This is a genomic window from Nonomuraea mangrovi, from assembly GCF_042681425.1.
In the GTDB taxonomy this organism is placed as follows: domain Bacteria; phylum Actinomycetota; class Actinomycetes; order Streptosporangiales; family Streptosporangiaceae; genus Nonomuraea; species Nonomuraea mangrovi.
Map to the genome: position 1 here is coordinate 18,060 of NZ_JBHUFV010000055.1, position 26,949 is coordinate 45,008.

General features: G+C 69.3%; 31 protein-coding genes. 6 read left to right on the top strand and 25 right to left on the bottom strand.

The genetic code is table 11. The features are described 5' to 3' along the window. Positions 1-30 precede the first annotated feature (30 nt). From ACFSKW_RS36890 to ACFSKW_RS36925, 8 genes are all read right to left on the bottom strand, one after another. Positions 31-1,356, bottom strand: coding sequence for an NADH-quinone oxidoreductase subunit D (locus ACFSKW_RS36890; RefSeq protein ID WP_379577911.1), 1,326 nt, complete (start codon positions 1,354-1,356; stop codon positions 31-33). A gap of 46 nt (positions 1,357-1,402) precedes the next feature. Continuing rightward, positions 1,403-2,080, bottom strand: a complete 678-nt coding sequence (locus ACFSKW_RS36895) for an NADH-quinone oxidoreductase subunit C (RefSeq protein ID WP_379577912.1) — start codon at positions 2,078-2,080, stop codon at positions 1,403-1,405. Further along, positions 2,077-2,628: a NuoB/complex I 20 kDa subunit family protein gene (locus ACFSKW_RS36900; protein ID WP_379577914.1), complete on the bottom strand. Its 552-nt coding sequence runs from the start codon at positions 2,626-2,628 to the stop codon at positions 2,077-2,079. Before ACFSKW_RS36900 ends, ACFSKW_RS36895 begins: the two co-directional genes overlap by 4 nt. 2 nt (positions 2,629-2,630) lie before the next feature. Beyond that, positions 2,631-2,990, bottom strand: a complete 360-nt coding sequence (locus tag ACFSKW_RS36905) for an NADH-quinone oxidoreductase subunit A (RefSeq protein WP_358128674.1) — start codon at positions 2,988-2,990, stop codon at positions 2,631-2,633. Between the two features lie 76 nt (positions 2,991-3,066). Then, the gene (locus tag ACFSKW_RS36910) at positions 3,067-4,311 is read right to left on the bottom strand and encodes a geranylgeranyl reductase family protein (protein ID WP_379577916.1); all 1,245 of its coding nucleotides are present in this window, start codon (positions 4,309-4,311) and stop codon (positions 3,067-3,069) included. Positions 4,312-4,592: 281 nt separating this feature from the next. Then, positions 4,593-4,832, bottom strand: a complete 240-nt coding sequence (locus ACFSKW_RS36915) for a DUF397 domain-containing protein (RefSeq protein WP_379577918.1) — start codon at positions 4,830-4,832, stop codon at positions 4,593-4,595. Between the two features lie 243 nt (positions 4,833-5,075). Next, a complete protein-coding gene (locus tag ACFSKW_RS36920; RefSeq protein ID WP_379577919.1) occupies positions 5,076-5,282 on the bottom strand; it encodes a DUF397 domain-containing protein in 207 nt (68 codons plus the stop codon). A 59-nt stretch (positions 5,283-5,341) separates the two neighbouring features. After that, positions 5,342-6,202 (bottom strand): DUF5753 domain-containing protein, encoded by an 861-nt coding sequence (locus tag ACFSKW_RS36925; protein WP_379577921.1) that lies wholly within the window; start codon positions 6,200-6,202, stop codon positions 5,342-5,344. 302 nt (positions 6,203-6,504) lie between these two features. Here ACFSKW_RS36925 and ACFSKW_RS36930 point away from each other — a divergent pair, with 302 nt between their 5' ends. Continuing rightward, positions 6,505-7,140 carry a hypothetical protein gene (locus ACFSKW_RS36930; protein ID WP_379577923.1) on the top strand — a complete coding sequence of 212 codons (636 nt, stop codon included), beginning with the start codon at positions 6,505-6,507 and terminating at the stop codon, positions 7,138-7,140. On the opposite strand, the gene ACFSKW_RS36935 is transcribed toward ACFSKW_RS36930, so the two are convergent. Further along, positions 7,122-7,841 (bottom strand): demethylmenaquinone methyltransferase, encoded by a 720-nt coding sequence (locus ACFSKW_RS36935; protein ID WP_379577924.1) that lies wholly within the window; start codon positions 7,839-7,841, stop codon positions 7,122-7,124. The two genes, ACFSKW_RS36930 and ACFSKW_RS36935, sit on opposite strands and share 19 nt — an antisense overlap. Before the next feature lie 78 nt (positions 7,842-7,919). Here ACFSKW_RS36935 and ACFSKW_RS36940 point away from each other — a divergent pair, with 78 nt between their 5' ends. Beyond that, positions 7,920-9,101, top strand: coding sequence for a hypothetical protein (locus ACFSKW_RS36940; RefSeq protein WP_379577926.1), 1,182 nt, complete (start codon positions 7,920-7,922; stop codon positions 9,099-9,101). Here ACFSKW_RS36940 and ACFSKW_RS36945 read toward each other — a convergent pair. After that, the gene (locus ACFSKW_RS36945) at positions 9,098-9,316 is read right to left on the bottom strand and encodes a DUF4229 domain-containing protein (protein ID WP_379577928.1); all 219 of its coding nucleotides are present in this window, start codon (positions 9,314-9,316) and stop codon (positions 9,098-9,100) included. The genes ACFSKW_RS36940 and ACFSKW_RS36945 overlap by 4 nt on opposite strands. 255 nt (positions 9,317-9,571) lie before the next feature. Here ACFSKW_RS36945 and ACFSKW_RS36950 point away from each other — a divergent pair, with 255 nt between their 5' ends. Beyond that, positions 9,572-9,793, top strand: coding sequence for a BldC family transcriptional regulator (locus ACFSKW_RS36950; protein WP_026214226.1), 222 nt, complete (start codon positions 9,572-9,574; stop codon positions 9,791-9,793). A gap of 220 nt (positions 9,794-10,013) precedes the next feature. Here the strand turns inward: ACFSKW_RS36950 and ACFSKW_RS36955 are convergent, their stop codons facing one another. Together ACFSKW_RS36955 and ACFSKW_RS36960 are read right to left on the bottom strand one after the other, a co-directional pair. Continuing rightward, positions 10,014-10,256, bottom strand: a complete 243-nt coding sequence (locus tag ACFSKW_RS36955) for a hypothetical protein (RefSeq protein WP_379577930.1) — start codon at positions 10,254-10,256, stop codon at positions 10,014-10,016. Between the two features lie 10 nt (positions 10,257-10,266). Continuing rightward, complete coding sequence (locus tag ACFSKW_RS36960) at positions 10,267-11,307, bottom strand: hypothetical protein (RefSeq protein WP_379577932.1); 1,041 nt, start codon at positions 11,305-11,307, stop codon at positions 10,267-10,269. A gap of 275 nt (positions 11,308-11,582) precedes the next feature. Here ACFSKW_RS36960 and ACFSKW_RS36965 point away from each other — a divergent pair, with 275 nt between their 5' ends. After that, positions 11,583-11,882: a PLDc N-terminal domain-containing protein gene (locus ACFSKW_RS36965; RefSeq protein ID WP_379577934.1), complete on the top strand. Its 300-nt coding sequence runs from the start codon at positions 11,583-11,585 to the stop codon at positions 11,880-11,882. Between the two features lie 52 nt (positions 11,883-11,934). Here the strand turns inward: ACFSKW_RS36965 and ccsA are convergent, their stop codons facing one another. Genes ccsA through ACFSKW_RS36990 form a run of 5 tightly spaced genes read right to left on the bottom strand, consistent with a single transcriptional unit; the run spans position 11,935 to position 16,461 of the window. Beyond that, positions 11,935-12,942, bottom strand: a complete 1,008-nt coding sequence (gene ccsA, locus ACFSKW_RS36970; RefSeq protein ID WP_379577936.1) for a cytochrome c biogenesis protein CcsA — start codon at positions 12,940-12,942, stop codon at positions 11,935-11,937. Further along, on the bottom strand, positions 12,932-14,488 hold the full coding sequence (gene resB, locus ACFSKW_RS36975) for a cytochrome c biogenesis protein ResB (protein ID WP_379577939.1): 1,557 nt from the start codon (positions 14,486-14,488) through the stop codon (positions 12,932-12,934). The genes ccsA and resB overlap by 11 nt, the downstream gene beginning before the upstream one ends. After that, positions 14,488-15,210: a cytochrome c biogenesis CcdA family protein gene (locus ACFSKW_RS36980; protein WP_379577941.1), complete on the bottom strand. Its 723-nt coding sequence runs from the start codon at positions 15,208-15,210 to the stop codon at positions 14,488-14,490. Before ACFSKW_RS36980 ends, resB begins: the two co-directional genes overlap by 1 nt. Further along, positions 15,203-15,772: a TlpA family protein disulfide reductase gene (locus tag ACFSKW_RS36985; RefSeq protein ID WP_379577943.1), complete on the bottom strand. Its 570-nt coding sequence runs from the start codon at positions 15,770-15,772 to the stop codon at positions 15,203-15,205. The genes ACFSKW_RS36980 and ACFSKW_RS36985 overlap by 8 nt, the downstream gene beginning before the upstream one ends. A gap of 56 nt (positions 15,773-15,828) precedes the next feature. Next, positions 15,829-16,461: a histidine phosphatase family protein gene (locus ACFSKW_RS36990; RefSeq protein ID WP_379577945.1), complete on the bottom strand. Its 633-nt coding sequence runs from the start codon at positions 16,459-16,461 to the stop codon at positions 15,829-15,831. A 50-nt stretch (positions 16,462-16,511) separates the two neighbouring features. Here ACFSKW_RS36990 and ACFSKW_RS36995 point away from each other — a divergent pair, with 50 nt between their 5' ends. Beyond that, complete coding sequence (locus ACFSKW_RS36995; RefSeq protein WP_379577947.1) at positions 16,512-17,354, top strand: EamA family transporter; 843 nt, start codon at positions 16,512-16,514, stop codon at positions 17,352-17,354. A gap of 37 nt (positions 17,355-17,391) precedes the next feature. On the opposite strand, the gene ACFSKW_RS37000 is transcribed toward ACFSKW_RS36995, so the two are convergent. Beyond that, on the bottom strand, positions 17,392-18,309 hold the full coding sequence (locus ACFSKW_RS37000) for a LysR family transcriptional regulator (RefSeq protein ID WP_379577949.1): 918 nt from the start codon (positions 18,307-18,309) through the stop codon (positions 17,392-17,394). Positions 18,310-18,382: 73 nt separating this feature from the next. On the opposite strand from ACFSKW_RS37000, the gene ACFSKW_RS37005 reads away from it, so the two are divergent. Then, positions 18,383-19,279 carry an EamA family transporter gene (locus ACFSKW_RS37005; protein WP_379577951.1) on the top strand — a complete coding sequence of 299 codons (897 nt, stop codon included), beginning with the start codon at positions 18,383-18,385 and terminating at the stop codon, positions 19,277-19,279. A 59-nt stretch (positions 19,280-19,338) separates the two neighbouring features. Here ACFSKW_RS37005 and hemL read toward each other — a convergent pair whose 3' ends face one another. The 7 genes from hemL to ACFSKW_RS37040 all read right to left on the bottom strand — a co-directional run bounded on the left by hemL (position 19,339) and on the right by ACFSKW_RS37040 (position 26,863). Next, positions 19,339-20,628, bottom strand: coding sequence for a glutamate-1-semialdehyde 2,1-aminomutase (hemL, locus tag ACFSKW_RS37010; RefSeq protein WP_379577953.1), 1,290 nt, complete (start codon positions 20,626-20,628; stop codon positions 19,339-19,341). Positions 20,629-20,711: 83 nt separating this feature from the next. Further along, positions 20,712-21,338, bottom strand: coding sequence for a bifunctional DNA primase/polymerase (locus tag ACFSKW_RS37015; protein WP_379577955.1), 627 nt, complete (start codon positions 21,336-21,338; stop codon positions 20,712-20,714). A gap of 132 nt (positions 21,339-21,470) precedes the next feature. Further along, positions 21,471-22,454, bottom strand: coding sequence for a porphobilinogen synthase (hemB, locus tag ACFSKW_RS37020; RefSeq protein WP_379577957.1), 984 nt, complete (start codon positions 22,452-22,454; stop codon positions 21,471-21,473). A 32-nt stretch (positions 22,455-22,486) separates the two neighbouring features. Further along, positions 22,487-23,992: a bifunctional uroporphyrinogen-III C-methyltransferase/uroporphyrinogen-III synthase gene (locus tag ACFSKW_RS37025; protein WP_379577959.1), complete on the bottom strand. Its 1,506-nt coding sequence runs from the start codon at positions 23,990-23,992 to the stop codon at positions 22,487-22,489. Positions 23,993-24,027: 35 nt separating this feature from the next. Further along, on the bottom strand, positions 24,028-24,927 hold the full coding sequence (hemC, locus tag ACFSKW_RS37030) for a hydroxymethylbilane synthase (protein WP_379577961.1): 900 nt from the start codon (positions 24,925-24,927) through the stop codon (positions 24,028-24,030). After that, positions 24,924-26,180, bottom strand: a complete 1,257-nt coding sequence (locus ACFSKW_RS37035; RefSeq protein WP_379577963.1) for a glutamyl-tRNA reductase — start codon at positions 26,178-26,180, stop codon at positions 24,924-24,926. The genes hemC and ACFSKW_RS37035 overlap by 4 nt, the downstream gene beginning before the upstream one ends. Beyond that, on the bottom strand, positions 26,177-26,863 hold the full coding sequence (locus ACFSKW_RS37040; protein ID WP_358129423.1) for a redox-sensing transcriptional repressor Rex: 687 nt from the start codon (positions 26,861-26,863) through the stop codon (positions 26,177-26,179). The genes ACFSKW_RS37035 and ACFSKW_RS37040 overlap by 4 nt, the downstream gene beginning before the upstream one ends. Positions 26,864-26,949: the final 86 nt, after the last annotated feature.

The following is a 26,949-nucleotide window of genomic DNA, read 5'->3' on the forward strand; positions in this document are numbered from 1 at the left end:
CTGTGTCCATTGTTCGGTCGCTGCGCTCCCTCACCTGTCAACACCTCCCATGACCGGGTCAATGGATGCCACGGCCGCGATCACGTCGGCGACCTGGCCGCCCTCGCAGGTTGCCGGTACGGCCTGCAGGTTCGTGAAGGACGGCTCACGGAAGTGGACGCGGTACGGGCGGGTGCCGCCGTCGCTCACCACGTGCGCGCCGAGCTCGCCGCGGGGGGACTCCACCGAGGCGTAGGCCTGGCCGGCCGGAACCCTGAAGCCCTCGGTGACCAGCTTGAAGTGGTGGATCAGCGCTTCCATGGAGCTGCCCATGATGTGCGCGATATGGTCGGGCGAGTTGCCGAACCCGTCGGGGCCGAGCGCCAGCTGGGCGGGCCAGCCGATCTTCTTGTCCTCGATCATGACCGGCTTGTTCTTCAGCGGTCCCGCGATGCGGTCGAGAGCCTGCTCAATGATCTTGAGCGACTCCTCCATCTCCTTCATGCGAACGAGATAGCGGCCGTAGACGTCGCAGCTCTGCTCGGTGGCGATGTCGAACTCGTAGGTCTCGTACCCGCAGTACGGCTGCGACTTGCGCAGGTCCCACGGCAGGCCCGCGGCCCTGAGCATCGGGCCCGTGACGCCGAGCGCCATGCAGCCGGTCAGGTCGAGGTAGGCCACGTCCTTGGTGCGGCGGGTGTAGACCGGGTTCTCGTCGAGCAGCTTGCGGGTGTCCTTGATGCGCTTGGGCATCTCCTTGAGGAACTCGCCGACCTTGTCGACCGTGCCCGCGGGCAGGTCGACGCTCACGCCGCCGGGCCTGACGTAGGCCATGTTCATCCGCAGACCCGTGATGTACTCGAACAGGTCCATGATCATTTCACGGTCGCGGTAGCCGAAGAGGAACGGCGTGGTCGCGCCCAACTCCATGCCGAACGTGCCCATCGCGACCAGGTGCGAGGAGATCCTGTTGAGCTCCATCATCATGACGCGGATGGCCTGCGCCCGCTCGGGGACGCGGTCCTCGATGCCGAGGAGCCTCTCCACCCCGAGGCAGTAGGCCGTCTCGTTGAACAGCGGCGCGAGGTAGTCCATGCGAGTGACGAACGTGGTCCCCTGGGTCCACGTCCTGAACTCCATGTTCTTCTCGATGCCGGTGTGCAGGTAGCCGATGCCGGTACGGGCCTCGGTGACCGTCTCGCCGTCGAGGGTCAGGATGAGCCTGAGCACGCCGTGGGTCGAGGGGTGCTGCGGGCCCATGTTGACGACCAGGCGCTCGTCCTCGGAGTCGCGCACCGCGCCGACGACGTCGTCCCAGTCGGCACCGTTGACCGAGTAGACCCTGCCCTCGGTCGCCTCGTCGTAGCCGGTACTCATGCGTGCTCCTCGCTGCGCTCGTCGACGCTCCGCTCGCAGTGCTCGCTCATGCGTACGACCTCCTGTTGTCCGGAGAGGGAATCTCGGCGCCGCGGTACTCGACGGGGATGCCGCCGAGCGGGTAGTCCTTACGCTGCGGGTGACCGTCCCAGTCGTCCGGCATCATGATCCGGGTCAGCGCGGGGTGGCCGTCGAAGACGATCCCGAAGAAGTCGTAGGTCTCGCGCTCGTGCCAGTTGTGCGTCGGGTAGACGCTCACCGTGGAGGGGATGTGCGGGTCGGAGTCCGGCGCGCTCACCTCGACGCGGACGCGCCTGTTGTGGGTGATGGAGCACAGGTGGATGACCGCGTGCAGCTCCTCGCCCACGAGGTGGGGGTAGTGGACGCCGCTCACGCCCAGGCTGAGCTCGAAGCGCAGCTCGGGCTCGTCGCGCAGGCGCCGGCAGACCTCCACCAGCTTCTCGCGCTTCACATGGAGCGTCAGCTCGTTGCGGTCGACGACGACGCGCTCGATGGCGTCGTCCCCCCACGACTCCAGCTTGTCGACGAGCTCGTCGAAGTAGCCGCCGTAGGGGCGGGGGGTCGACAGGCGGGGCGCCCGCCGTACGACGAGGCCGCCGAAGCCCGAGGTGTCGCCGGTGTCGGCGGCGCCGAACATGCCGTGGCGGACCACGGGCTCCTCGGGCAGCCGCTCACTCGGCACCTGGGGGAGGTTCTCGCTCACTTGGCGGCCTCCTGGTCGATCAGGGGGAGCGTACGGAGCGCCTGCAGTTCGAGCTCGTCGATCTGCTTGGCGCGGTGCGCGCCGAACTTCGTGTTCTGGATCTTGTCGTGCAGCTTCACGATCGCGTCGATCAGCATCTCGGGCCGCGGGGGGCACCCCGGCAGGTAGATGTCGACGGGAACGACGTGGTCGACGCCCTGCACGATGGCGTAGTTGTTGAACATGCCGCCGCTGGAGGCGCACACGCCCATGGCGATGACCCACTTGGGCTCGGCCATCTGGTCGTAGATCTGCCTGAGCACCGGCGCCATCTTCTGCGACACACGGCCCGCGACGATCATCAGGTCGGCCTGCCGGGGAGACGCCGAAGCGCGCTCCATGCCGAAGCGCGCCAGGTCGTAGTGCGATGCACCGGTTGCCATCAGTTCGATCGCGCAACAGGCGAGACCGAACGTGGCCGGCCACACCGAGTTCTTCCTGGCCCACCCCGCGGCCGCTTCGACCGTGCTGAGGATGAACCCGCTCGGGAGTTTCTCTTCAAGTCCCATATCTAGTCCCAGTCCAGACCCTTGCGGCGCCACACGTAGGCATAGGCCACGAGCACGGTGACGATGAACAGCACCATCTCGACCAGTCCGAAGACCCCGAGCATGTCGAACGACACGGCCCAGGGGTAAAGGAAGATGATCTCGATGTCGAACACGATGAACAGCATCGCGGTGATCATGTATTTCAGCGGGAAGCGCCCACCACCGACGGGCTGGGGCGTCGGCTCGATGCCGCATTCGTAGGCGTCAAGCTTGGCGCGGTTCCAGCGCTTGGGACCGGTGAACGGGGCGATCGCGACCGAGAAGAGCGCGAACCCTCCCGCGAGAACGGCGAGCACCAGGATGGGCACATAGAGATCCATCGCTACGCCTCCTCTCCCATCTCCACGCGCGCGGGCGCGCAGTCTGATCTGTGTGTGTGCCGAGCGGATGACAGATTCATGCTGGTGGGACGACCTTCGCGAGAGCGTTGATGATCCGGTCTGACGCGTCGCCTCGCCGGTCGGTGAGATTACCAAGGAGTTTGAGTGCGAAGCGCATCAGCCTGGGGTGGTGCAACCCATGGCGAGTGCCGAAGCTCATCACGCCAGGCTTCCCGATAGCTTCGACAAACCACCTGCCAAGCGTGAAATATCCGCCATATGCGTCTTTAAGCACTTGAGGGTACGCCCGCAGGATCCGCTCCTGCTGCGCGGGTGTGGTGCCGCGCAGCGCCTTGACGATCACCTCGGCCGCGATCTCGCCCGTCTCCATGGCGTAGGCGATGCCCTCGCCGTTGAACGGGTTGATCGCCCCGCCCGAGTCACCCACGAGCACCAGGCCCCTGGTGTAGTGCGGCTGCCTGTTGAACGCCATCGGCAACGCCGCCCCCCTGATGGGGGTGGTCATGTTGTCCTCGGTGAAGCCCCAGTCGGCGGGCATGTTCCTCGTCCACCGCTTCAACAGGTCGCGGTAGTCGATGTTCTGGAACGCGTCGCTGGTGTTGAGCAGGCCGAGACCCACGTTGGAGGTGCCGTCGCCCACGCCGAACACCCAGCCGTAGCCGGGCAGCAGCGTCTCCTCGTCCCAGAGCTCCAGCCAGATCTCCAGGTAGTCGTCGTCGTGGCGCGGAGACTCGAAGTAGGTCCGTACGGCGACGCCCATCGGGCGGTCTTCCCGCTTGTAGAGCCCCATCGCCAGCGCGAGCCTGGTGGAGTTGCCGTCGGCGGCGACGACCAGGCGGCTGCGGTAGGAGCCGCCGTCCTTGGTGGTGACGCCGACGATGTGACCGCTGCGGTCGTCCAGGATCGGGCCGGTGACGTTGACGCCCTCCATCAGGCGGACGCCGCCCTTCACCGCGTTGGCGGCGACGATCTGGTCGAAGTCCTGCCTGGTGCGCACCAGGCCGAAGTCGGGGAAGCTGTCGAGCTGCGGCCAGTCGAGGTCGTAGCGCCCGCCCCCGCCCACGACGCGCAGGCCCTTGTTCCTGACCCAGCCGGGGGCGTCGATGTCGACGCCCATGTTCATGAGCTGCTTGACCGCCCGCGGGGTCAGACCGTCGCCGCAGACCTTCTCACGGGGGAAGCGCGTCTTTTCGAGAAGCAGGACGTCGAGTCCGGCCTGGGCGAGATAGAACGCCGTCGCCGAACCCGCGGGACCCGCGCCGACGACGATGACGTCGGCGTCGGTGTCGGTCGCGTTCACTGTCGCGCCCGCTTCGCCGCTGGCCGGCTCGTTCCTCGCGCTGTCACGGCGGGCTCCTGCGCTTGCCTGATGTCGGCTGGCACGGTCACGGACCTGTCCTGTCCTACACGCTGGTCGGCCTCGGAGTGTTGGCCTTCGTTCCTTTGTGAAGCTCTTCACAAACTTTGTCGGCACGCAGTCTAGCGCTTTTCCGGCACCAGGTGGCAGCCGGGTACGCGCTTACCCATGAAGAAGGCCCTCCGTCCACGACAGAGGGCCTTGACTCGATCACGCGTTCGCGGTCAGACGTCGAACTCGGCGTTGCGAACCCCGGCGACGAACGCCCGCCACTCACCGGGAGTGAAGGCCAGCACCCCACCCGACGGGTCCTTGGAGTCCCGGATCATCACCCCGCCGTCGGCACCCCGAGCGAACTCGACGCACTCCCCTGTCGGGCCGCTGAATGAGCTCTTGCGCCAGGTGGTGTCCGGGTCGCTAGAAGGGACGCTGGGAAGACCTGTCCCGAACACCGCACTGTTCACATCTCATCCAAGAAGAAGTAGGCGCTACGGTGCGTCGTCGCAGCCGCGCGCGGGCGTGACCATCGGGCCCATCCTCCATGGATTGAAGCCCAAGATCACCGACCGACACTGGAGAGTTATCAAAACGAGGCTGGCAAGTTAGGAAGTTATCACCTAAGGGCCATGGACATGGCGCCCGCACCAGCACAAACGCCCCCAACTGGGGCCTGCTGACCGGACGACACCACCAGGACGACCGCGCCGTCACTCGTAGGAGAACTCGCCCAGGGCCACCCCTCCGATGAACGCCTTCCACTCCCCGATGCTGAACTCCAGGACGGCGTCGTCCGGCCGCTTGGAGTGTCTGACGAGTATCGCCTGACCGTCCCTCGCGACCTCCACGCACTCGCCGCTGAGGTTACTCAGGCTGCTCTTGCGCCACACGATCTCTTCTGAGGTCGTTGACTCCATGGGCATATCCTCACTGTCGGGGGGCCAAAGAGGGCATACCCCGACAGTGAGGAGCCAATTCACCGCGCCAGTTCTCCGATGAGTTTCAGCGAATCCTCTTCTGACAGCGCGGCGGCCGACACCTGGTGGAACACACGCTCGTACGCGAAAGTCTTCTGTTCGTTCTCCTCGAGAATCGCGTCGGTGGCGTTCTCGATATAGACGAGGTCGTCGTGGAGCCGATCCAGGCCCTCACGCTGGGGAAACTTCAGCAGAACGAAACTGTGAAAGGCCGAGGACCGATCGAGCGGCACCACTCGAATGGTGACGTTCGGCAGTTCGGCCACCTGCAGCACGTGCCTGAGCTGGTTGCGCATGACCTCGGGCGAGCCGAACCTGCGCATCAGGACCGACTCGTCGAGCAGAACGGTGAGATTCAGCGGATCGGGGTCCTCGAGAATGCGTCCCCGCCGCGCGCGAACCCTGACCAGGCGGTCGATTTGTATCGGCGGTAGCGCGTTCCACGCGTCGCCGAAGCTGATGAGCGCCTTGGCGTAGTCGGCGGTCTGCAACAGGCCGGGGAAGATGACGTTCTGCCACGTGAGCATCGTCGCGGCACCGGCCTCGAGGCCGATGAAGGTGGTGTAGGACTCGGACAGCGATTCGCCGTGCGCCTCCCACCAACCCTTGCCCTCCGCCTCCGCCGCCAAGGCGAGCAGCGCTTCACGGACGGCGGGCCGTACCTGGTAGAAGTCGGCCAGCCTGGCGACATCCTCACGGTGGGCGGCCACCTGGGCCTTCTCCATGCGGGACACCTTGGATGAAGATCCGTCCAGGACCTGGGCGACCTGGGTGCCCGTTACCTGGGCATCCTCGCGGAGTCGACGCAGCTCTGCGGCGAGACGGCGTCGGCTGACGGTGGGGCTCGGCTCCCGCGCCACTCAGCTCTCCTCACAAGCGTGTCGAAGTACTACCCACCGCTCGGAAGGGTTGAACCCCTCCGAAGGCGGGCATCTCTCCAATAATCCCAGCGGGAATTGCACGACACTTCCCGGAGGGAAAGCTCCATCGTAGCTCTTGGCAGCGCGAGGAACGGTAAATCGACGTGAAGAAGCGCGCACCTCCCCACGGACGTTCGAGCCGGATGTCCACGCAGACGACACGGGCGGATGGTCACAGCCTCCATCCGCCCGGAAGTCCCTCAGCACCGCGTACCTACGACAGGGCATCGGAGCCGTGAGACATGACCAGAGTCACCCCCAGGCGTGGATCGCGCAAGGGGAGCTTCCTCCTCTGGAGCTCAGCGAACATCGGCACGACGAAGAACGACCTCCGCTTACGCGAAGCAGTACGTGACGTGGTGCGGGACGGCGGAGGGCATCCTCGCGACCACCCGCGCATCCCGCAGGCGCGGGACCTGCCCGCGCGCCTCGGGGCGGTGTTCAGATGGCGGACCGAGGCGACGGTGGCCGGCCTGCTCTCGACGGCCACCGTCCAGGTGGCGGCGTGGACGAACGGTCTCACGGCGGCCATGGCCGTGGTCGGCGTCGCGCTCGCCTGCATGGGCACGCCGTACGTCAGGCGGGAGATCGTGGGTCAGGCGGTGGCGGTGATCGTGCGGCACCGCTTCCAGGGGCTGGCGAAGAGGACGTCCATGCGCACGGAGAAGGGCCGCCTGCCGCTCGTGCTCAGGATGAGCGTGGAAGGCGCGAGCGTGCTGCTGCTCCTCGGGTTGCGGTCGGGGCTGAGCCTCGAACTGCTGGAGGACTACGCGGCCGAGATCAGGACCGCCTGCCTGGCCCAGGCGGTCGTCTTCTACCGGCACCCGGCCAACGGCGGCCTGGTGACCATGGAAGTGGTTCAGCCCTGGGGCTTGTAGCCCCGGTGAATGGCGACGATGCCAAGGTTGAGGTTGCGCCAGGCGACCCGCTCCCAGCCGGCCCGCTGGATGATCTTGGCCAGGGCCGGCTGGTCGTGCCAGTCCCTGATGGACTCGGCGAGGTACTCGTAGGAGTCGTCGTTCGAGCCGAAGACCTTGGCCACCTTGGGCAGCAGCTTCATCAGGTACTCCCGGTAGACCAGGTCGAACGACTTGACCGTCACGTGGGAGAACTCGAGGATCACCAGCTTGCCGCCCGGCTTGGTGACGCGCAGCATCTCGCGCAGCGCCTGCTCGGTGTCGTGCACGTTGCGCAGCGCCACCGAGATCGTCACGGCGTCGAAGGCGTCGTCGGCGAACGGCAGGTTCAGCGCGTCGCCCGCGATGAACGGCACGCCCTGGCCCGTGAGGGAGTTGCCGCCCCTGCGCCTGACGCCGGTGGCGAGCATGCCGAGGGAGAAGTCGGAGGCGATCGCGCGGGCGCCGAGGCTGGTGAAGGAGTCGGTGGAGGTGCCCGTACCGGCCCCGAGGTCGAGGACGATCTCGCCGGGCCCCGCATCGACGGCCTGGGCGACGGCCTTGCGCCACAACCGCACCTGTCCGAGCGAGATGACGTCGTTCACGAGGTCGTATCGCTTGGCCGTGCGATCGAACATCGCGGCGACCTCATGCGGCTGCTTGTCCAACTGAGCGCGGGTCATGGGGTCAAGCCTAGGGCTTAGGCGACAATAAACCGAAAGTAGCAACTCGATTACCCAGAGTCTGCTAAGACTTTGCGAATGCTTGCCCGAACCACCCTCGCGGCGCTCGTCGCCGTCACGCCCATCGCGCACGCGCGCGTGGTGGCGACGAATCCCGTCGACTCCACGCCCCATGTCCTCGACGGCATCGTCAACGCCATCACCGTGGTCGGTGACACGGTCGTCGTCGGCGGCGCCTTCACCGAGGTGAGCGACGCAAGCCAGTCATTCACCGTGGAACGTGACAATCTCTTTGCCTACGACCTGCGGACGGGCGAGATCCTGCCGACCTTCGCCCCCTCGTTCACCGAGCCCGTGTACGCGCTGGCCCCCGGCGCCGGAGACACCGTCTACGTCGGCGGCAGCGGCCTCGTACGGCTGCGCATGGCCGACGGCTCGGTCATGGAGAGCTTCAACCCCCGGGTGAGCGGCGGCCTGGTCACGACGCTGGCCAGGAGCGGCTCGAAGCTGTACGTCGGCGGCGACTTCACCAGCCCGCGCGTGGCGCTGGCCAGGCTCAACGCGACGACGGGCGTGCCCGACTCCGGCTTCACGATCAGACCGGGCGCACCGCGCACCCCGAAGGTGAAGGTGCACGCGCTGGCCCTGTCACGTGACCGGCTGATCGTCGACGGCAGCTTCACCACTCTGGACGGCCTGCCGAGGAACCAGCTCGGGCTGATCGACATCACCCCCGTGCGGGCGAAGGTCGCCGACTGGCGCACCGACGCCTACGCCGCGGCGTGCATGAAGGCCTTCCCCTCCTACGTGAGGGGTCTCGACGTCGCCCCCGACGGGAGCTACTTCGTCGTCGTCACGACGGGCGGCCCCGGCGGCGGGCGGAAGCCGTGCGACAGCGCCGCCAGGTTCGAGACCCACGCCGCGGGGGCCGGGGTCAAGCCGACCTGGGTCAACCACACGGGCGGGGATTCGCTCTATTCGGTGGCCGTGACGGGTGCCGCCGTCTACGTGGGCGGGCATCAGCGCTGGATGGACAATCCACAAGGCCGAGACTCGGCAGGGCCGGGGGCGGTGCCGCGCGAGGGGATCGCGGCCATTCACCCCGTCTCGGGAAAGGCGCTCCGCTGGAATCCGGGCAGGGAGCGTGGGATCGGAGTCAAGGCATTTCTGGCGCACAAGGACGGACTACTCGTTGGTAGTGACACAACGCGACTCGGACGGGAGTACCATGCCCGGATTGGCATGTTCCCCCTGCCCTAGTCGTCCTCCGGCTTCGGCCGGTCGACCTTGTCGCTGATGCGTGCGCTCATGGCGTCACGCTGCTTGGACAGCAGGACGTAGCTGGCGATCCCACTGATCACGAACGCGAAGGCGATCAAGGCCAGCGGGTTCCTGATGTTCAGCAGGTACAGCACACCCAGGGTCACGACAAACAGGCCGATCCGCGACGCGGTGTAAACGAGAACGGGATGCACAGCTCGAGGTTACTCGGCGCTGGGGGCGGTCGCTCTACGCACCAGGCGCGAGCGCTGCTACTGTTCCCAGTAAGGCGCTTTCGTAAAGAAACACCCACGAGAGCCCCAAAGAGGCTCTATCATATAACAATCGGGCAGTCGGCCGATAACAACCCGTGATCTTTGTTGAAAAGCGCGGATATATCAGGCTTCGCTCGACACACTGGGTACCTGTCCGCCCGCTGGCAGGAAGCGGGATGCGAGGGGGAGAGATTGGTGGAGAGTAGCAGCGAGCGTCTGCTGACGCCGGGAGAGGTCGCCGCCCTCTTCCGGGTAGACCCAAAGACGGTGACGCGCTGGGCCGCGGCAGGCCGCATCAGTAGCATCCGTACCCCCGGAGGGCACCGTCGCTTCCGCGAGTCGGAAGTACACGCCCTTCTTCGTGGCGAGGACGTCCTTACGGCCGATCGGCCCGCAGGTGAGTCCCCGCGCGTCTGACGTCCGTCATCGGTGATCCTGCGCGTGCAACCCGGAACACGCAGGGTCACCCGACAGCCCCGTCAGCCGTACGGCACGCACAGCCGAGCCCACCGCGGGCACGTGGCCGAGGCCCGTCCTCCACGCCACTCCAGCGGACTCCGGCCGGCCGCCGTCACGTCGCACGCGCCAAGGGTCGAGTCGTGATGCGCTCCCCCGCCCCTCACCCGTCGTCGACGGGTCAGTCGTCCTCCTGCTCGGACTTGAAGGCGAGGAACGCGCGCTCCAGCTCGTCGTTCTCCTCCTCCCACCGCCTGCGCCGTTCGGCGAGTTCCTCCTCGGTCAGCGCCTCGGCCAGCCACCGCTCGTAGTCCGGGTCGCCGGGCCCCACCTCGACGTACGCGTTGCCGATGAGACGCCCGTCTTCGCTGGTCAGGCTCTCCGGCACGCGCAGAGTCCCGTCAGCGAGCCGGATGACGTACATGGCTGATCACCTAGATTCCGTAGCGCCGGTTGAAGAACAACATGACATTGAGCGCCATCCGCGTGTCACCGCCCAACATGTCGACCAGAGCGGGACGCTGGCGCGAGGCGATGGCCGCGAAGGCGTCCGCGAAGAACTCCTTGCGCCCGAGCCCGCCGCCCTGGCGGTGGAAGGAAGAGGCCAGAAGGGGTTCGGCCTGCTCGTAGAGTGCCACGAACTCCGGCGAGTCCGACACCCAATCGCCGTACGGGGCGTCGACGTCGTCGATGGCGTGGCCGACCTCGTGCATCATCACGTCCGGCGTGGGTGAGGGGCGGTCGCCCACGACGATCTTGCGGTCGCCGTACGCGCCCGCGCAGATGTCCCATGTCGCCCGTCCCGACGGGAGCGGCGCTCCGCGCAGGTAGCCCATGTCGTCGAGGTCGGGAACGCCGCCCTCGCCGACGTAGATGCCCTCGAGCCCTTCGGCCAGCAGTTCCTTGAGCCGTTCCGGCAGTCTGGCCAGGCTCTCCACGGCCCTGACGGCGTCGGCCGAGGGCGGGCCGTTTCTGGCGTCCCATTGGCGGTGCAGGATGCCTTCGAGGCGCCCGCAGTGGGTCAGGCCGTCGCCCTGGGAGGGGACGTCGGGGCGGTTGGGCTGGGCTCGCGGCCGCTCGTCCACGCGCTCGAAGTCCTGCCAGGTGTACTGCGGCCGGTCGAGCACGGAGGCGGCGTAGCGCTCGGCCCCCGGCCTGTCGCCGCGTTCCCTCTCCAGGCGTCCGGCGTAGGGGTGCCCGCCGGCCCTTCCGTCCTGGCGGTACGGGCTCTCGTGGGGCCTGCCGTACATCTGACCCGCGGGCGGCGCCGTCGGGCGCTCAGCGGGCCGCACGGGCCCGCCGTGCTCGGGGCGGTCCTCGGGCTCCTCCGTACGCTCGGCCCTGTCACCGCCCCAGAACGACTCGCGTGGCGTGTCCGAACGGCGCGATAACAGGTACGAACCTCGCCGCCACCAACGACTGCCCCTTCGATGACGGCCCTTGTCGCCGGTCCGCCGATCGTCAGAAAAGGCCATCGCACCTCTCCACGACGTTGGAGCCACTGGCTCCATGCCCTCGCCCCGCGGCCCCGCGCCGCGGTGCCCGCTCTCCCGCGTCATCCCTGCGCGGGAACTTCGAGACGTGCAGCCGTCCGGGCCGTGCCCGGTGGTGCCTCCTTGGTCGAACTGTCGAGAAACGTGGTCGGACTGCCGTGAAACAGGTACCACGGTACGACGCTGATCTTCCCGAGTCATCCGATATGGGGCAGCGCACCGGCACGATCACGTGATGGATGGCCTACAGTACGGACATGCCTGGCGTGCTTCTCGGACTGGCTGTACTGGCCTTCTGGCTCTACTCGTTGTTCGACGTCATCACGACTCCGGACGAGGAGGCCAGGAACCTGCCGAAGATCCTCTGGGTGCTCATCGTCGTCCTCGTCCCGCTGGTCGGCAGCGTGTTCTGGCTGCTGCTCGGCCGCCCTACGCGTTCGCGACCGTTCCACCTTCCCGGCCGCTCGATCATGGACAAGGGCGAGGCGCCCCGCGGCCCCGACGACGACCCCGACTTCCTGCGCGACCTCGACCGCCGCATGCGCGACGACGACTGACCGGGGTGGCCCCGGTCAGTCGCCTGCCGTACGTGATGAAGGGGACGGCGGGTCAGCCGCCGACGTCGGCGTAGCTGTGCAGGCCGCCGAGGAAGATGTTGACGCCCACCAGGTTGAACAGCAGGCACGCGAACGCGATCAGCTGCACGATCGTGGCGGCGCGCCCGCGCCAGCCCGCGGTGGCACGCGCGTGCAGGTAGGCGGCGTAGGCGATCCACGTGATGAACGCCCAGATCTCCTTCGGGTCCCAGCCCCAGTAGCGGCCCCACGCCTTGTCGGCCCACAGCGCGCCGGCGATGACGGCGAACGTCCAGATCGGGAACGCGAGCACGATCGCCCGGTGGGCGACCCGCTCCAGGTCGTCGCGGGTGGGCAGGCGGGAGAAGCCCTCGCCGCGCAGCAGGTAGAGGATGCCTGAGACGCCCGCCACGATGAACAGGCCGCCGGCGATGACCGCGGCGGAGACGTGGATGGCGATCCAGTAGGAGTTCAGCGCCGGGACCACGGGCCCGGCCTGGACGTGCAGCCAGATGACCGCGAACCCGAGCCCGAGCGCCGACGTCACCATGACGAACGCGCCGAGGAAGCGGACGTTGGCCCGAAGCTGGGTCACGAGGAAGGCGGTCACCGCGGCGAAGCAGATGGCCACCACGAACTCGTACATGTTGCCCCACGGCCAGCGGCCGACGGACAGCCCGCGGGTGACGATGGAGCCCAGGTTGGCCGCCCAGCCGAGCCAGCCGAGCACGACGGCGATCCGTCCTGCCATGGGCGCCCACGCGGGCGGCTCTGGCGGGCTGACGACCACGGCGCCCGCCCCCGTTTCGGCCGGGCCGCCCTTGGCGGAGCCCGCGGCGACCGCGGCCTTCGCGGCGACGGCGACGGCGGGCACGCCTTCGGTGACCTCCGCCTCGGTGACGGTGATCGAGGTCGCGCCCGAGTTGGTCCGGGCCCTGCCGAACGCCAACTCCAGCGCGAACCCGATCATCGCGGCCAGGTACAGCAGCACCGTGGCGAGGATGAGGTCGTCGCTCAGTCCTGCCAGTTGGTCAGCGGGCATCCTTCACTCCTGCGGATAGGACCTTGACGATGTCGGCGAACTCCTCGGCGAAGCCCGCGCCCGAGCCCTCGGTGCGCGTCAGCCCGCCCACGTCCGCGGCGCCGTCCTTGACGCGGACGAAGACGCGGCGGCGGCGGATCATGAGCGACAGGACCAGGGCGACGGTCGCGAGCGCGGAGGACAGCAGCGCGGGCATGCGTCCAGGGTCGTGCGCGATCTGGAGCGTCATCCACTCCTTCACGCCGGTGAACTCGATCTTCCCCACGCCGCCGGGCAGGTCGAAGGACTGGCCGACCGCGAGCGGCGGGGGCGCCTTCGACCCCATGACGAGGGGGTTCAGCTTCTTCATGACCTCCGGCGGCGCCAGCTCGTACACCGACTGCGGCTTGCCCGACCGCACGCCCAGGTCGCCGGAGAAGGCACCGAGGATCTTCACCTCGGGCTTGGCCGCGCCGGGGAAGGCGGAGACGAAGCTGCCGTCGCCCAGCTGGACGCTGGTGGGCAGGAACGTGAGCAGGAAGCCCAGCTGGGCGGGCTGGGCGTCGGGCACCTTGACGACGCAGCCGGAGGTCAGCGTCGCCTTCTGCTCGATGAGGCACGGCACGGGCCCGTTGAAGGCCACCTGCCCCTTGCCGTCGGTCACCTTGAAGACGGGCGCGTAACCATGGCCGATCAGGTAGGTGAGCGTGCCCGCGACGTCGAGCGGTTCGTTGACCTTGAGGTCGTAGTCGCGGGCGGCGGCCGCGGGGGAGTCCTGCACCGACAGCTTGGCGGTGTAGTCGAGCTCCTGCCCGCGTTTCGCGCCCGAGACCTGGTAGGAGGCCTGGAAGTCCTTCAGCGTGAAGGAGAACGGCTCCAGCGACTCGGCGGAGACCCGGTTGCCCGGCATGTAGCGGTCGTAGGCGGCCACGGTGTTGGCGAAGCCGTCGTCCTCGACGACCAGCACATTGCCGCGGTAGCCGTACAGGGAGCCGATCCCGACGGAGACCAGCAGGCCGAGCAGCGCGACGTGGAAGAGCAGGTTGCCGGTCTCGCGCAGGTAGCCCTTCTCCGCCGACACCCAGCCAGGGCCCGTGGTCACCCTGAAGCGCAGCTTCCGCAGCCTGCGGGCCGCCTCCTCGACGTCGAGCGGACCCTCGACCGCGGCGTGGTGCGGCAGGCGCGACAGGTTCTTCGGGGCCGTGGGCGGCTTGCGGCGCAGCTCCTTCAGGTACGTCGTGGTGCGCGGCACGACGCAGCCGATCAGCGAGGTGAACAGCAGCAGGTAGATGGCCGCGAACCAGGGCGCGCTGAAGACGTCGAACAGGTGGAACCGCTCGTACCATTCGGCCAGCGCCGGGTCGTTCTGGTAGATCAGCGCGACCTTGTCGGGCTCGACCGAGCGCTGCGGGACCAGCGAACCTGGGATGGAGGCCAGCGCGAACAGGAACAGCAGGATGAGCGCCGTCTTCATCGAGGTCAGCGTGCGCCAGAACCAGCGCAGCCAGCCGACCGCGCCGAGCCTGGCGGGTTTGGGCGTCTCCTTCTGGAGCTCGTCGACCGTCATCAGATCACCGGCTCGAATCCGCCGATCCACGTCTGCATGCCCGCGATGATCTGCCCCCAGAGCCCGGTGACGAGCAGGAGGCCGACCGTCACGAGCATGCCGCCGCCGATCCTGGTGATGAGCCGCGAGTGCTTGCGGATGGCGCGGAAGGTGCGCAGCGCCTTGCTGTAGGCCAGGGCGGCGACCACGAACGGCAGGCCGAGCCCGAGGGCGTAGGCGACGGCGAGGAAGGCGCCCCTGGCCGCGCTGCCCTCGTTGTAGCCGAGGGAGAGCACGACGGCGAGTGTGGGGCCGATGCACGGGGTCCAGCCGAGGCCGAACACCACGCCGAGCAGCGGCGCGCCGGCCAGTCCCGCGTTGGGCACGCGGTGGATGCGCACGTCGCGCATGAGCCCGGGGATGACGCCGAGGAAGGCGAGGCCGAGCACGATCGTCAGCACGCCGACGATCCTCGTGATGACGTCGGCGCTGCCGTACAGGGCGGAGCCGAGGCCGCCGAACAGGGCGCCGCCCGCGACGAACACCAGCGCGAAGCCCGCCACGAACAGGCCGGTGCCGAGGACCAGCCGGCCGCGCTTGGGATCGGCGCTCATGCCCGTCACGTACGACAGGTAGCCGGGCACCAGCGGGAGCACGCACGGCGACAGGAACGACACCAGGCCCGCCAGCACCGCGATGGGCACGGCGAGCAGCAAGGAGCCCGAGGCGACGACGTCACTCATCGCGCACCTGGGTCACGGCCTTGAGCAGGTCGTTGTACTTGACCGCGCCGAGGGCCCTGGCCGCCACCCTGCCCTGCTCGTCGATGATGAGCGTGGAGGGGATCGCGGCGGGCGGCACGGTGCCCTGGAACGACAGCGCCACCTTGCCGGGCTGGTCGAAGATGCTGGGGTAGCCGGGCTGCTCGGTGCGCTCGAAGGCGAGCGCGTCGGCCTGGCGGTCCTTGAAGTCGATGCCGACGAACTCCACGCCCGTCGACTTGGTCTTGGCGTAGATGTCCTTGAGCACCGGCGCCTCGGCCCTGCAGGGCCCGCACCACGAGGCCCAGAAGTTGAGCACGACGACCTTGCCCTTGTGCGCGGCGATCGAGGCCTTGGCGCCGTCGAGAGTCGTCCCTTCGACGGCGGGCGCCTGCTTCCGGTCGGCCGCGGGGAACACGGTCACCTTGCCGTCGCCCGCGACGAACCTGGTGTCGCCCGCCTGGGGCTGACCGCCCGCGCTGCCGGCGCAGCCGGAGACGGCGAGCACGGCCACGAGGGCGAGGGCATGGGGTTTCGCGCGCACGGGAGAATGATCTCCTTGTACTACAGCCGGTAGAGCTTGCCACTCTACCGGCGGAGTCACGCGCCCGGGACGGTGGGGCCGCTCTTGACGAGCGCGGCGGCGGGTTCGCTGTAGCCGACGCTGACGAGCCTGTCGCCCTCGAACGAGAACGTGGTCAGGCTGGCGAGCGCGCACTGCCTGCGGCGCGGATCGTGCCACAGCCTGCGCCCCTCCGCGGCCATCCTGATCATCCAGATCGGCAGCTGGTGGCTGACCAGCACCGCCTCGTGGCCGCGGGACTCGACGCGCGCGCTGTCGACCATGGCCCGCATCCGCGCCACGACCTGCACGTACGGCTCGCCCCACGAGGGGCGTCCCGGATGCCAGAAGTGGCGGAAGTTGCGCGGGCTCCTGACCAGGTTCGCGATCTTCCGGCCTTCGAGCACGTTGCCCGCCTCGATCAGCCGGTCGTCGAGCGCGATCTCCAGCCCGAGCTTGCCGGCCACGGGGGCGGCCGTCTCCTGGGCGCGTTCGAGCGGGGAGCTGTAGACGCGGACGATGTCGCGGTCGGCCAGAGCCTTGGCGACCGTCTCGGCCATGAGGTGGCCGGTCTCCGACAGGTGGTAGCCGGGCAGCCTGCCGTACAGGATGCCTTGGGGATTGTGCACCTCACCGTGCCGCAGCAGGTGAACGACGGTGGTCTCAGCCATGGTGGCCCCACCCTATCCGCTCGGATCGGACCGCCTGCGAAAGTGGACGTGTGAACCCCCTCGCACTCGCTCTCGTCCTGGTCGCAGCCGTCTCCCACGCCGGATGGAACCTGCTGAGCAAGCAGGCCGCGAAAACCGACGCCGTGGTCTTCCTCTGGTTGGTCGCCGCCGCGTCGACCGTGCTGTGGACGCCCGCCGCGATCGTCTCCGGCGCCGTGCCGTCGTGGCGGGTGGTGCCGCTGATCTGCGTGAGCACGTCCCTGCACCTGGCCTACTTCGTGCTGCTCCAGCGCGGCTACCGCTACGGCGACCTGTCGGTGGTGTACCCGGTGGCGAGGGGCACGGGGCCGATGCTGGCCAGCACCGTCGCCGTGGTGTTCCTCGGCGAGCACCCGACGCATCTGGGCATCGCGGGGATTCTGCTGGTGGGCGTCGGGGTGTTCCTGCTCAGCGGGGGCGGCGCCGGTGACGTCAAGGGGCTGCTGTTCGGGCTGATGACGGGAATGTTCATCGCCGCCTACACGGTCTGGGACGCCCAGATGGTGAAGGAGCTCGCGGTCCTGCCGATGGTGCTGATCTATCTCGGCGAGATGTTCAGGATGCTGGCGATCACGCCGTTCGTGATCGGGGGCAGGCGGCGGCTGATCGCCGAGGTGTGGCGCGAACACTGGAAGAGGGTGCTGGGCGCGGCCGTGCTGGTGCCGCTGTCGTACCTGCTGGCCCTGTTCGCCTTCCAGCTGGCGCCGGTCAGCGTGGTGGCCCCGATGCGGGAGGTGAGCGTGCTGATCGCGGTCGTCATGGGCGGGCGGCTGCTGGCCGAGGGCGACCTGCGACGCCGGCTGGTCGCCGCCGGGGTCATCCTCGGCGGCATGGTCGCGATCGCGATCAGCTGAGGGACAGGCCCGCCCATCCCGGCCGGGCCGCCCGTGATCAGCTGATCCAGCCGAGCTCCAGCTCCTTGCTGGCCTCCACGAGCGCCTCGACGGCCGCGCGGATGGCGGGCCGCCTGGCCGCGTCCGTGCGCCACAGCGCGTAGATGCGCCGGGTCTGTCTGGGCCTGATCGGGACCATCCGCACCCCGGCGGGGACGTGGACCCTGCCGAGCCTGGGGACGATGGCGCAGCCCAGGCCGGCCTCCACGAGCGCGAGCTGGGTGGGGTACTCGTCGGCCGTGCAGGCAACCTCGGGCTCGAGCTCGGCGCTGCGGAGCGTGAACACCAGCCAGTCATGGCAGATCGTGCCGGACGAGGAGCTGATCCACCTGTCGCCGGACAGCTCGGCCAGCTCCACCTCCTTACGCTCGGCCAGCGGGTGGGCGGCGGGCATCGCGACGTCGGCGATGTCGTCGAGCAGCGTCGCCCTCGACAGCCCCTCCGGTACGGCGAGCGGCCTGTTCAGCCAGTCCTGCACGACCACCAGGTCGAGCTCGCCCCGCGCGACCTCCCTGAGCTGCCGCTCGGGCTCGCGCTCGCTCAGGTGTACCGCCAGGTCGGGGTGGCGCAGCCTGAGCAGGTTCAGCGCCTGCGGCATCAGGCCCCTGGCCGCCGTCGGGAACGCGCCGACGGCGAGCTTGCCGACGACCGCGCCGCGCAACGCCTCGAAGTCGGCCTCGGCGGTCTCCACGAGGGCGAGGATGCGTTCGGCGTGCTCGGCGAGCAGGCCCGCGGCGTCGGTGAGCTTCACCCCTCTGCCGTTGCGTTCGAGCAGCGTCGCGCCCGTCTCCCGCTCCAGCTTGGCCAGCTGCTGGGAGACGGCGGACGGGGTGACCATCAGCGCGTCGGCGGCGGCGCCCACCGACCCGTAGACGTGGACGGCATGCAGCGCCTTCAGCCGGTTGAGGTCGAGCATGTAGCTATTCTAAACCTTTCACCTTAGAAGATGTCGCTTGTGCTCAATAGTCGTGGCTTGTGAGCATAGACGCATGCGTTTGCGGCATTTGTTGCTAGCTGTCGGTCTCGCCGCCGTGTGGGGATTCAACTTCGTGGTCATGGAGGTCGGCCTCAGGCACTTCCCTCCCCTGCTCTACGCGGGGCTGCGGTTCACGCTCGCGGCCTTCCCCGCGCTGCTGTTCGTGGGCAGGCCCGGCGTGGCATGGAAGTGGATCGTCGGCGTGGCCGCCGCGGTCGGGGTCGGGCAGTTCGGCCTGCTGCTCGTCGGCATGCGGGCTGGCATGCCGCCCGGGCTCTCCTCGCTCGTGCTGCAGACGCAGGCGCTGTTCGTCGTGGTGTTCGCGGCCGTCCTGCTCGGCGAGCGGCCCGGCGTGCGCAGGATCACCGGGCTCGCCGTCGCCTTCGCCGGGCTGGCCCTCGTGGCGTACGACTTCGGCTCGGGCGGGCCCGTCGGCGCGTTCGTGCTGTGCGTGGGCGCGGCCGCCGCCTGGGGCCTGGGCACCGTCATCCAACGCAAGGCCGCCCCGCCCGACTCGCTGCGCTTCATGGTGTGGGTCAGCGCGCTGTCGGCGCCGCCGCTCCTGCTGCTGTCGCTGGCCGTCGAGGGAGTCCCGCATCTGACGTTCGCGTGGGAGGGCGTGTGGTCGCTCGTCTACGTGGCGTTCGTGTCGACACTCGGCGGGTTCGGGGTGTGGGGATGGCTGCTGCGGCGCTACGACGCCTCGACGGTCGCGCCGTACACGCTGCTCATCCCGGTCTTCGGCCTGTCGTCGGCGGCGCTGGTGACCGGGGAGAGCATCTCGTGGCTCAAGCTGGTGGCGGGCGTCCTCATCGTCTCCGGCGCGCTGTACGCGGGCACCAGGCCGAGGGCCGCCCGCGGCCGGCGCGAGGAATCCCTCGTCCCGGCCGTCACGGCCGGCCGCCCCTGACCTTCGGCCCGCCCGTCCGGCGGGTCACGCGGCGGCCCGCGCGGGCCGCCGCACGGCTGCTAGCCCGCCGCCGCGGCGGCGTCGGCGGCCGCGGGGAGGGCCTCGACGATCGCGCCGATCGCCTCCTCGTCGTGCGCCGCCGACAGGAACCACGCCTCGTACGCCGACGGCGGCATGTAGACGCCCTGGTCGAGCATCGAGTGGAAGAACGCGGTGTACGCCTTGGTGTTCTGTGTCTGGGCCGCGGCGAAGTCGGTGACCTCCCGATCGGTGAAGAAGATCGAGAAGAGGCTCCCCGCGCTCTGGAGGCGGTGCGGGACGCCCGCGGCCTCCAGCGCCTTCGCAGCCGCGAGCGATACCGCCGAGGCCGCCGCGTCCACCCTGGCGTAGGCGTCGTCGTCGAGGCCGCGCAGGGTGGCTAGGCCCGCCGCGCACGCGAGCGGGTTCCCCGACAGCGTGCCCGCCTGGTAGACGGGCCCCTCGGGCGCCAGGTTCGCCATGACGTCGGCCCTGCCGCCGAAGGCCGCCGTGGGCATGCCCCCGCCCATGACCTTGCCGAACGTCATGAGGTCCGCGTCGACAGGATCGAGGCCGTACCAGCCGGCCCTGGACACCCTGAAGCCCGTCAGCACCTCGTCGAGGATGAGCAGCGCGCCGTTGGCCGCACACAGCTCCTTCAGCCGCTGGTTGAAGCCCGGCAGCGGCGGGACCACGCCCATGTTGGCGGGGCAGGCCTCGGTGATCACACACGCGATCTCGGCGGTGCGGAAGGCCTCCTCGACAGCCGCCAGGTCGTTGTACGGCAGGACGATCGTGTCGGCCGCCGCGGCGCCCGTGACGCCCGGCGTGTCGGGCAGACCGAAGGTGACCACGCCCGAGCCCGCCGAGGCGAGCAGCGCGTCGACGTGGCCGTGGTAGCAGCCCGCGAACTTGATGATCTTGGAGCGGCCGGTGAAGCCGCGGGCCAGCCGTACGGCGCTCATGGTCGCCTCGGTGCCCGAGCTGACCAGGCGCACCTTCTCCACGGGCGCCACCCTGGCCACGATCTCCTCGGCCAGCTCGACCTCGCCAGGGGTGGCCGTGCCGTACGACATGCCGTGCCGCAACGCGTCGGAGACGGCCTCGACCACGGACGGATGGCGGTGACCGAGGATCATCGGGCCCCACGAGCAGACCAGGTCGACGTAGCGGTTGCCGTCGACGTCGGTGATGTAGGGGCCCTGGCCCGACGCCATGAAGCGGGGCGTTCCCCCTACGGCGCCGAACGCCCTCACAGGGGAGTTGACGCCCCCGGGGATGATGGCGCGGGCTCGCTCGAAGAGGTCCTCTGAGTTCTGTGTACGGCTCACGCGTTCCAGCCTACGATCCCCCGCACTCGCCCACCTCGACGGGCACGGACCTCACCGGCCGGCTCGACCAGGGGAGCCGGACGTCAGACGAGCCAGTCGAGGACCCGGAGCGGATCGGGCAGGGGACGGCCGTCAGGCGGTCGCAGCCAGGAGACCGGTTGCCCGGTGGCGAGAGTGGACGGCGGGGCGAGGACGTAGCTGTCGCGGCAGTGCCACCGCAGCCCCGGCGTCTCGTCGATCGTGGTGGGGGCGACGTCGAGGCTGCACGACCACCACTCGTCCTCGTCCTCAGGGTTGCCGCGCGTGGCCACATAAAACAGCACCCGGTCGCCATGAGAGGCGACCGGGCCGGAGGGGAAGTCGGCGGCGTCCATGCGGGACAGGGCGGTGAGGCCCGCCGTGAGCGGTACGTCGAAGACGTCGAACACCCGCCCTGTGGGCAGGACCACGTTGGCTTCGGGCTCGCGCTGCCACCAGCGGGTCAGCAGCGCGGTGTCCGTCGTGGCCTGCAGGGACCAGGCGGGCGAGAGCGGATGGGCGCCGGGGTCGGGACAGCCGATGCGGTCACACGAACAGGCGCGGGCCCCGCGGCGCAGCGGGTGGGCGCCCGGCACGCTGGGCCAGCCGAGAGCGGCGTACTGCAGGACCGAGTCGACGCGGGTCATGCGCGTCCGCTTTTTGGTACGCCGAGCGAGTGGTACCCCCACCATGGTGTCTCCCCGTTCGAGTCCCGTGCCTGAGAAGGGTCCCCGGGCACTCGAGAAGGCTTCACAAGGGACACACCAGCACTTGTCCTCGCACTCTAACGCATAGGTCCCATGACCCGACGGGAAACCCCTCCGTCAGACGCGTCGGGCCATTTCCGTCGCCCAGTACGTGAGAATCAGGTCCGCCCCGGCGCGTCGGATGGCGACGAGCGACTCGGTGATCGCCCGGTCGCGATCGATCCAGCCGTTGGCCGCCGCCGCCTCGATCATCGCGTACTCGCCGCTGACCTGGTAGGCCGCGACGGGCACCTCGGTCGTGTCGCGGACCTCGCGCAGGATGTCGAGGTAGGCGAGGGCGGGCTTGACCATGACGATGTCGGCGCCCTCGGCGACGTCGAGCCGTATCTCGCGCAGCGCCTCGCCCACGGGACCCGCGGGGTCCTGCTGGTAGGCCTTGCGGTCACCGAAGTTCTTCGGCATCTCGACGGCGTCGCGGAAGGGCCCGTAGAAGGCGGAGGCGTACTTCGCCGAATAGGCCATGATCGGGATGTGCGAGAAGCCGGCCGCGTCGAGGCCCGCCCTGATCGCGCCCACCTGGCCGTCCATCATGCCGCTCGGCGAGATCATCTGGGAGCCCGCGCGCGCCTGGGCGACGGCCATGGAGACGTAGCGGTCGAGCGTGGCGTCGTTGTCGACCTCGCCCTCGGGCGTCAGGATGCCACAGTGACCGTGGTCGGTGACCTCGTCGAGGCAGGTGTCGGCCATGACGACCAGCGCGTCGCCCACCTCGGACACGACGTCGCGCAGCGCCTGCTGGGTGATGCCGTCGGGGTCGTCGGCGGCCGTGCCGTAGGAGTCCTTGACCGCCGGGACGCCGAACAGCATCACGCCGCCCAGACCCACCTCGGCCGCCTCGTGGACGGCCTTGCGCAGCGAGTCGCGGGTGTGCTGGACCACGCCCGGCATCGAGCCGACGGGCTGCGGCTCGATGATGCCCTCCTTGACGAACACGGGCAGGATCAGCTCGGAGGGATGCAGCCGCGTGCCGGTCACCAGCCTCCGCAGGGCGGGCGTACGGCGCAGCCGCCGCGGACGGGCGGTCGGGAACTCGGCGGTCATGACTCTCCTACACTTCCCCCGAAGCGCGGGGGTTACTTGGTGCGCCTGCGCGCGCCCCTGCGGTTCTGTGACGGCCTGCGCGGGATCTCGCCCGCCTCCAGCGCCGCCTGCCTCTGCTTACGACCGTACTCCGCCAGGGCGGCGGCGAGGGCGGAAGCCGATGGTTTGTCGGCCATGACGTCGACGCGCAGCCCGAACTCCTCGGCCGTCTTGGCGGTCTGCGGCCCGATCACCGCGATCACGGTGACGTTGTGCGGCTTGCCCGCGATGCCGACGAGGTTCCGCACGGTCGACGACGAGGTGAACAGGACCGCGTCGAAGCCGCCGCCCTTGATCGCCTCCCTGATCGGCGCGGGCGGAGGGGCGGCGCGGACGGTCCTGTAGGCCGTGACGTCGTCGCACTCCCAGCCCAGCTCCGTCAGGCCCGCCACCAGCGTGTCGGTGGAGATGTCGGCGCGCGGGAGCAGGACCCTGTTGATCGGGTCGAGCATCGAGTCGTACGGCGGCCACTCGGCGACCAGGCCTTCGGAGGACTGCTCGCCCGAGGGGAGCAGGTCCGGCTTCACGCCGAAGTCCACCAGCGCCCTCGACGTGGCCTCGCCGACGGCCGCGACCTTGAGTCCGGCGAAGGCGCGGGCGTCGAGGCCGTACTCCTCGAACTTCTCGCGCACGGCCTTGACGGCGTTCGCGCTGGTGAAGGCGACCCACTCGTAGCGGCCCGTCACCAGGCCCTTGATGGCGCGATCCATCTGCTGCGGGGTGCGCGGCGGCTCGACCGAGATGGTCGGCACCTCCTCGGGCACCGCGCCGTAGGAGCGCAGCTGCTCCGACAGGCCGGCGGCCTGCTCCTTGGTGCGCGGCACCAGCACGCGCCAGCCGAACAGCGGCTTGGTCTCGAACCACGACAGCCTGTCGCGCAGGCCGACCGCCTCGCCGACCACGATCAGCGCGGGCTCGGTGAACCCCGCGTGCTTGAGGTCGGGCTGAAGCCTGCCGAGCGTGGTGGCCACCGTGTACTGCTCGGTGGTGGTGCCCGCGCTGCTGACGGCGACGGGCGTGGCGTCGGACTTGCCGTTGGCGATCAGCGCCTTGCCGATCGCGACGGCCTGCTCGATGCCGTTGTAGATGACCAGCGTGCCCGCGCAGGCGGCGTGGACGGCCCAGTCCTGCTCCTGCGAGGCGTCGACGATCCTGAACTCCGGAACGTCGGAGGCGGGCGGGATGCCCGCGTAGGTGAGCACGGCCGTGGCGGGAGGGACGCCGGGCACGATCTCGAAGTCCACCTCCGCCGCGGCGCAGGCCGCGACCTCCTCGGTGATCGAGGAGAACAGCATGGGGTCGCCCTCGCACAGTCGTACGACGAGCTTGCCTGCCTTCGCGCGCTTCACGAAGTCGCCTTGGACGACCTCGACGCCTTCCTTGCAGTGCTTGAGAAGGGGCCCGAAGGTCTCCTGGTCGAGCACGACGGCGTCGGCCTTGCTCAGGAGTTCGGCGCCACGGAGCGTGAGCAGGCCTGCGTCGCCTGGACCCGCGCCCACGAAGGCGACGAAAGCGGAGGTTGGACTATCGGAGCTCAATGGGACTGCTCCCCCATCAATCTGTCGGCCCCCTCGGCGATCATGGCGGCCGCTAGCTCGCGGCCCAGCTCCATGGCCTCCGAAGGAGAACCGGCGGCGGACTTGCGCACCGCTTCCCGGCCGTCGAGGGCGACGACCGCTGCGGTCAGGTTCAGCGTGTGCCCGTCGTCGAGGGCGAACGCGCCGACCGGGGCCGAGCATCCCGCCTCGAGAGCGGACAGCACCGCGCGCTCGGCCGTCACCGCGGACCTGGTCCGGGGGTCGTCGAGCACGCTGAGGAAGTCGACCAGGTCAGACCTGGTCGAGAGGCACTCTACGGCCAAAGCGCCCTGACCGGGAGCAGGGAGCATCTCCTCGATCTCGAAGATCTGGGAGATCTCCGCCTGCCTGCCGATGCGGGTCAGGCCCGCCGAGGCCAGAACGACCGCGTCGAGCTCGCCCGAGGTGACCTTGCCGATGCGCGTGTCGGCGTTGCCGCGGATCGGCACGTAGTCGAGGTCGTCGCGCAGGGCGCGCAGCATCGCGATGCGCCGCGGCGAGCCGGTGCCGACCCTCGCTCCCGGCGCCAGGTCGGCGAACTTCGTCCTGCCAACCAGAGCGTCTCTGACGTCGTGGCGCTCGGGCAGGGCGGCCAGCACGAAGCGCGGGTCCTGCTTGGTAGGCAGGTCCTTCAGCGAGTGGACGGCGAAGTCGATGTCGCCCTCGACCAGCTTGTCGCGCAGCGCGCTGACGAACACGCCGGTGCCGCCCAGCTGCGACAGCTGGGCCTTGGACACGTCGCCGAACGTGGTGATGCCGACCAGCTCGATCGTCCGGCCGGTCTTCGCCGTGTAGAGGTCGGCGACCATCTGCGACTGGGTCGTCGCCATGAGGCTCCTACGGGTGCCGAGCTTCACAGGTCCACCCCTCTCACGGCCTCGGGCATCGAGGGATCGAGATCGAACAGCTCGCGCAGAGCCTCCGCATAATGATCGCCCGCGGGGGAGGTCGCGAGCCGCTTGACACGCACGGTCGGCTCGTGCAGCAGCTTGTCGACCACCCGCCTGACGGTCTGCGCCACCTCGTCGCGGGCCCGGCCCTCGAGGTCGGGCAGGCGCATCATCAGCCTGCCGAGCTCGGCCTCGACGACGTCGGCCGCCTTGCTGCGCAGCGCCACCACGGTGGGGGTGACGCGGGCGGCCCGCTCGGCCGACAGGAACGCGTCGAGCTCCTGCGCGACCAGCCGGCGGACCGCCTCGACCGCGTCCTGCTCGCCCGCGCCGACGCCCGAGTCCTGGATCGTCTCCAGGTCGACGAGCGTGACGCCGTCGATGGCGCGGACGGCGGGGTCGACGTCGTGCGGCAGCGCCAGGTCCAGCAGGAAGGCGGGGCCTTCGAGCATGTCGGGCGTGATGACATGGTGGCCCGCGCCCGTGCAGGAGATGACGAGGTCGGCGTCCCTGAGCTCGCGGGTGACCTCGGACAGCTCGACGGCCCTGCCGCCGACCGAATCGGCCAGCCGTACGGCCTTGTCGTAGGTGCGGTTGGCGACCACGACGTCGGTGACGCCGACCCGCGCCAGCGTGGCCACGGCCAGGCCGCTCATCGCGCCCGCGCCGACGACCAGGGCGCGCCTGCCGGTCAGGTCACCGGCGAAGGACAGCCCCGCGGTGACGAGCGAGGCGCCCGCGCGGTCGATCCCGGTCTCGGCATGGGCACGCTTGCCGACGCGCAGGGCCTGCTGGGCCAGCTCGTTCAGGGTGGCGCCGACCGTGCCCTGCTCCTGGCCGAGCTTCAGCGCCTGGCGGGTCTGGCCGAGGATCTGCCCCTCGCCGACCACCATCGACTCCAGGCCGGAGGCGACGGAGAACAGGTGCTCGACCGCACGGTCCTCGTAGTGCACGTACAGGTGCGGCGTCAGCTCCTCCACCGGGACGCCGGAGTGCGTGCCCAGCAGGTTCGTGATCGCGGTGACGGCCGCGTGGAACCTGTCCACCGCGGTGTAGACCTCGACCCTGTTGCAGGTCGAGATGACCATGACCTCTGCGACGTTCACCTCCCTGTGAACGTCCTGCAGCAGTTTCACCAGCGCGTCGCCGGACACCGACACACGCTCCAGCAAGGACACCGGAGCGGTCCGGTGACTGAGTCCGATCGCGAGAACGCTCACTGGCTGTCCACGGCCATCAACGGCCCCCCACTCATCCGATCCGCTTTGCGTTGCTCGTGGAACGCAAGGATCTGCAGCTCGATCGACAGGTCGACCTTACGGACATCGACAGTGTCAGGCACAGAAAGCACGACTGGGGCGAAGTTCAGGATGCTGGTCACTCCTGTGGCGACCACGCGGTCGCACAACTCCTGCGCCGCCGCCGCCGGCGTGGCCAGCACGACGATCGAGACCCCTCGCCTCTTGATGACGGCTTCCAGTTCGTCGATGTGCTCAACATTCAACCCCGCTATGTCGTCGCCCACGATTTCGGGGTCGGCGTCGAGCAGCGCCGCGACGCGGAAGCCCCTGGAGACGAAACCCCCGTAGTTGGCGAGCGCGCGGCCGAGGTTTCCGACTCCGACGATCGCGACGGCCCAGTCCTGGGTGAGGCCGAGCTCCCTGGAGATCTGGTAGACGAGGTACTCCACGTCGTAGCCTACGCCGCGGGTGCCGTACGAGCCGAGGTGTGACAGGTCCTTGCGGAGCTTGGCCGAGTTGACCCCCGCAGCGGTGGCCAGGTCCTCCGAGCTCACCGTGGCGATGCCGCGTTCTGCCATCCCGTTGAGCGCCCGCAGGTACAACGGGAGTCTGGCCACCGTCGCCTCGGGGATGCCGCGGTCACGCGGTTGGGACTGACGCATCACGTGCCGAGGCTCCTTGGGGCTGCGCGAACAGTAATCTGGCCGCCTTTCAGAGTAATCCCTTTGTGAACCGACGCACAAAGTCG

Bases quoted from the DNA above. Each gene is read 5' to 3' on its own strand.
- ACFSKW_RS36890 (WP_379577911.1), bottom strand. From the start codon at position 1,356: ATGAGTACCGGCTACGACGAGGCGACCGAGGGCAGGGTCTACTCGGTC.
- ACFSKW_RS36900 (WP_379577914.1), bottom strand. From the start codon at position 2,628: ATGGGACTTGAAGAGAAACTCCCGAGCGGGTTCATCCTCAGCACGGTC.
- ACFSKW_RS36905 (WP_358128674.1), bottom strand. From the start codon at position 2,990: ATGGATCTCTATGTGCCCATCCTGGTGCTCGCCGTTCTCGCGGGAGGG.
- ACFSKW_RS36920 (WP_379577919.1), bottom strand. From the start codon at position 5,282: ATGGAGTCAACGACCTCAGAAGAGATCGTGTGGCGCAAGAGCAGCCTG.
- ACFSKW_RS36930 (WP_379577923.1), top strand. From the start codon at position 6,505: ATGACCAGAGTCACCCCCAGGCGTGGATCGCGCAAGGGGAGCTTCCTC.
- ACFSKW_RS36935 (WP_379577924.1), bottom strand. From the start codon at position 7,841: ATGACCCGCGCTCAGTTGGACAAGCAGCCGCATGAGGTCGCCGCGATG.
- ACFSKW_RS36940 (WP_379577926.1), top strand. From the start codon at position 7,920: ATGCTTGCCCGAACCACCCTCGCGGCGCTCGTCGCCGTCACGCCCATC.
- ACFSKW_RS36955 (WP_379577930.1), bottom strand. From the start codon at position 10,256: ATGTACGTCATCCGGCTCGCTGACGGGACTCTGCGCGTGCCGGAGAGC.
- ACFSKW_RS36960 (WP_379577932.1), bottom strand. From the start codon at position 11,307: ATGGCCTTTTCTGACGATCGGCGGACCGGCGACAAGGGCCGTCATCGA.
- ACFSKW_RS36965 (WP_379577934.1), top strand. From the start codon at position 11,583: ATGCCTGGCGTGCTTCTCGGACTGGCTGTACTGGCCTTCTGGCTCTAC.
- ccsA (WP_379577936.1), bottom strand. From the start codon at position 12,942: ATGCCCGCTGACCAACTGGCAGGACTGAGCGACGACCTCATCCTCGCC.
- resB (WP_379577939.1), bottom strand. From the start codon at position 14,488: ATGACGGTCGACGAGCTCCAGAAGGAGACGCCCAAACCCGCCAGGCTC.
- ACFSKW_RS36980 (WP_379577941.1), bottom strand. From the start codon at position 15,210: ATGAGTGACGTCGTCGCCTCGGGCTCCTTGCTGCTCGCCGTGCCCATC.
- ACFSKW_RS36990 (WP_379577945.1), bottom strand. From the start codon at position 16,461: ATGGCTGAGACCACCGTCGTTCACCTGCTGCGGCACGGTGAGGTGCAC.
- ACFSKW_RS37000 (WP_379577949.1), bottom strand. From the start codon at position 18,309: ATGCTCGACCTCAACCGGCTGAAGGCGCTGCATGCCGTCCACGTCTAC.
- ACFSKW_RS37005 (WP_379577951.1), top strand. From the start codon at position 18,383: ATGCGTTTGCGGCATTTGTTGCTAGCTGTCGGTCTCGCCGCCGTGTGG.
- ACFSKW_RS37015 (WP_379577955.1), bottom strand. From the start codon at position 21,338: ATGGTGGGGGTACCACTCGCTCGGCGTACCAAAAAGCGGACGCGCATG.
- hemB (WP_379577957.1), bottom strand. From the start codon at position 22,454: ATGACCGCCGAGTTCCCGACCGCCCGTCCGCGGCGGCTGCGCCGTACG.
- ACFSKW_RS37040 (WP_358129423.1), bottom strand. From the start codon at position 26,863: ATGCGTCAGTCCCAACCGCGTGACCGCGGCATCCCCGAGGCGACGGTG.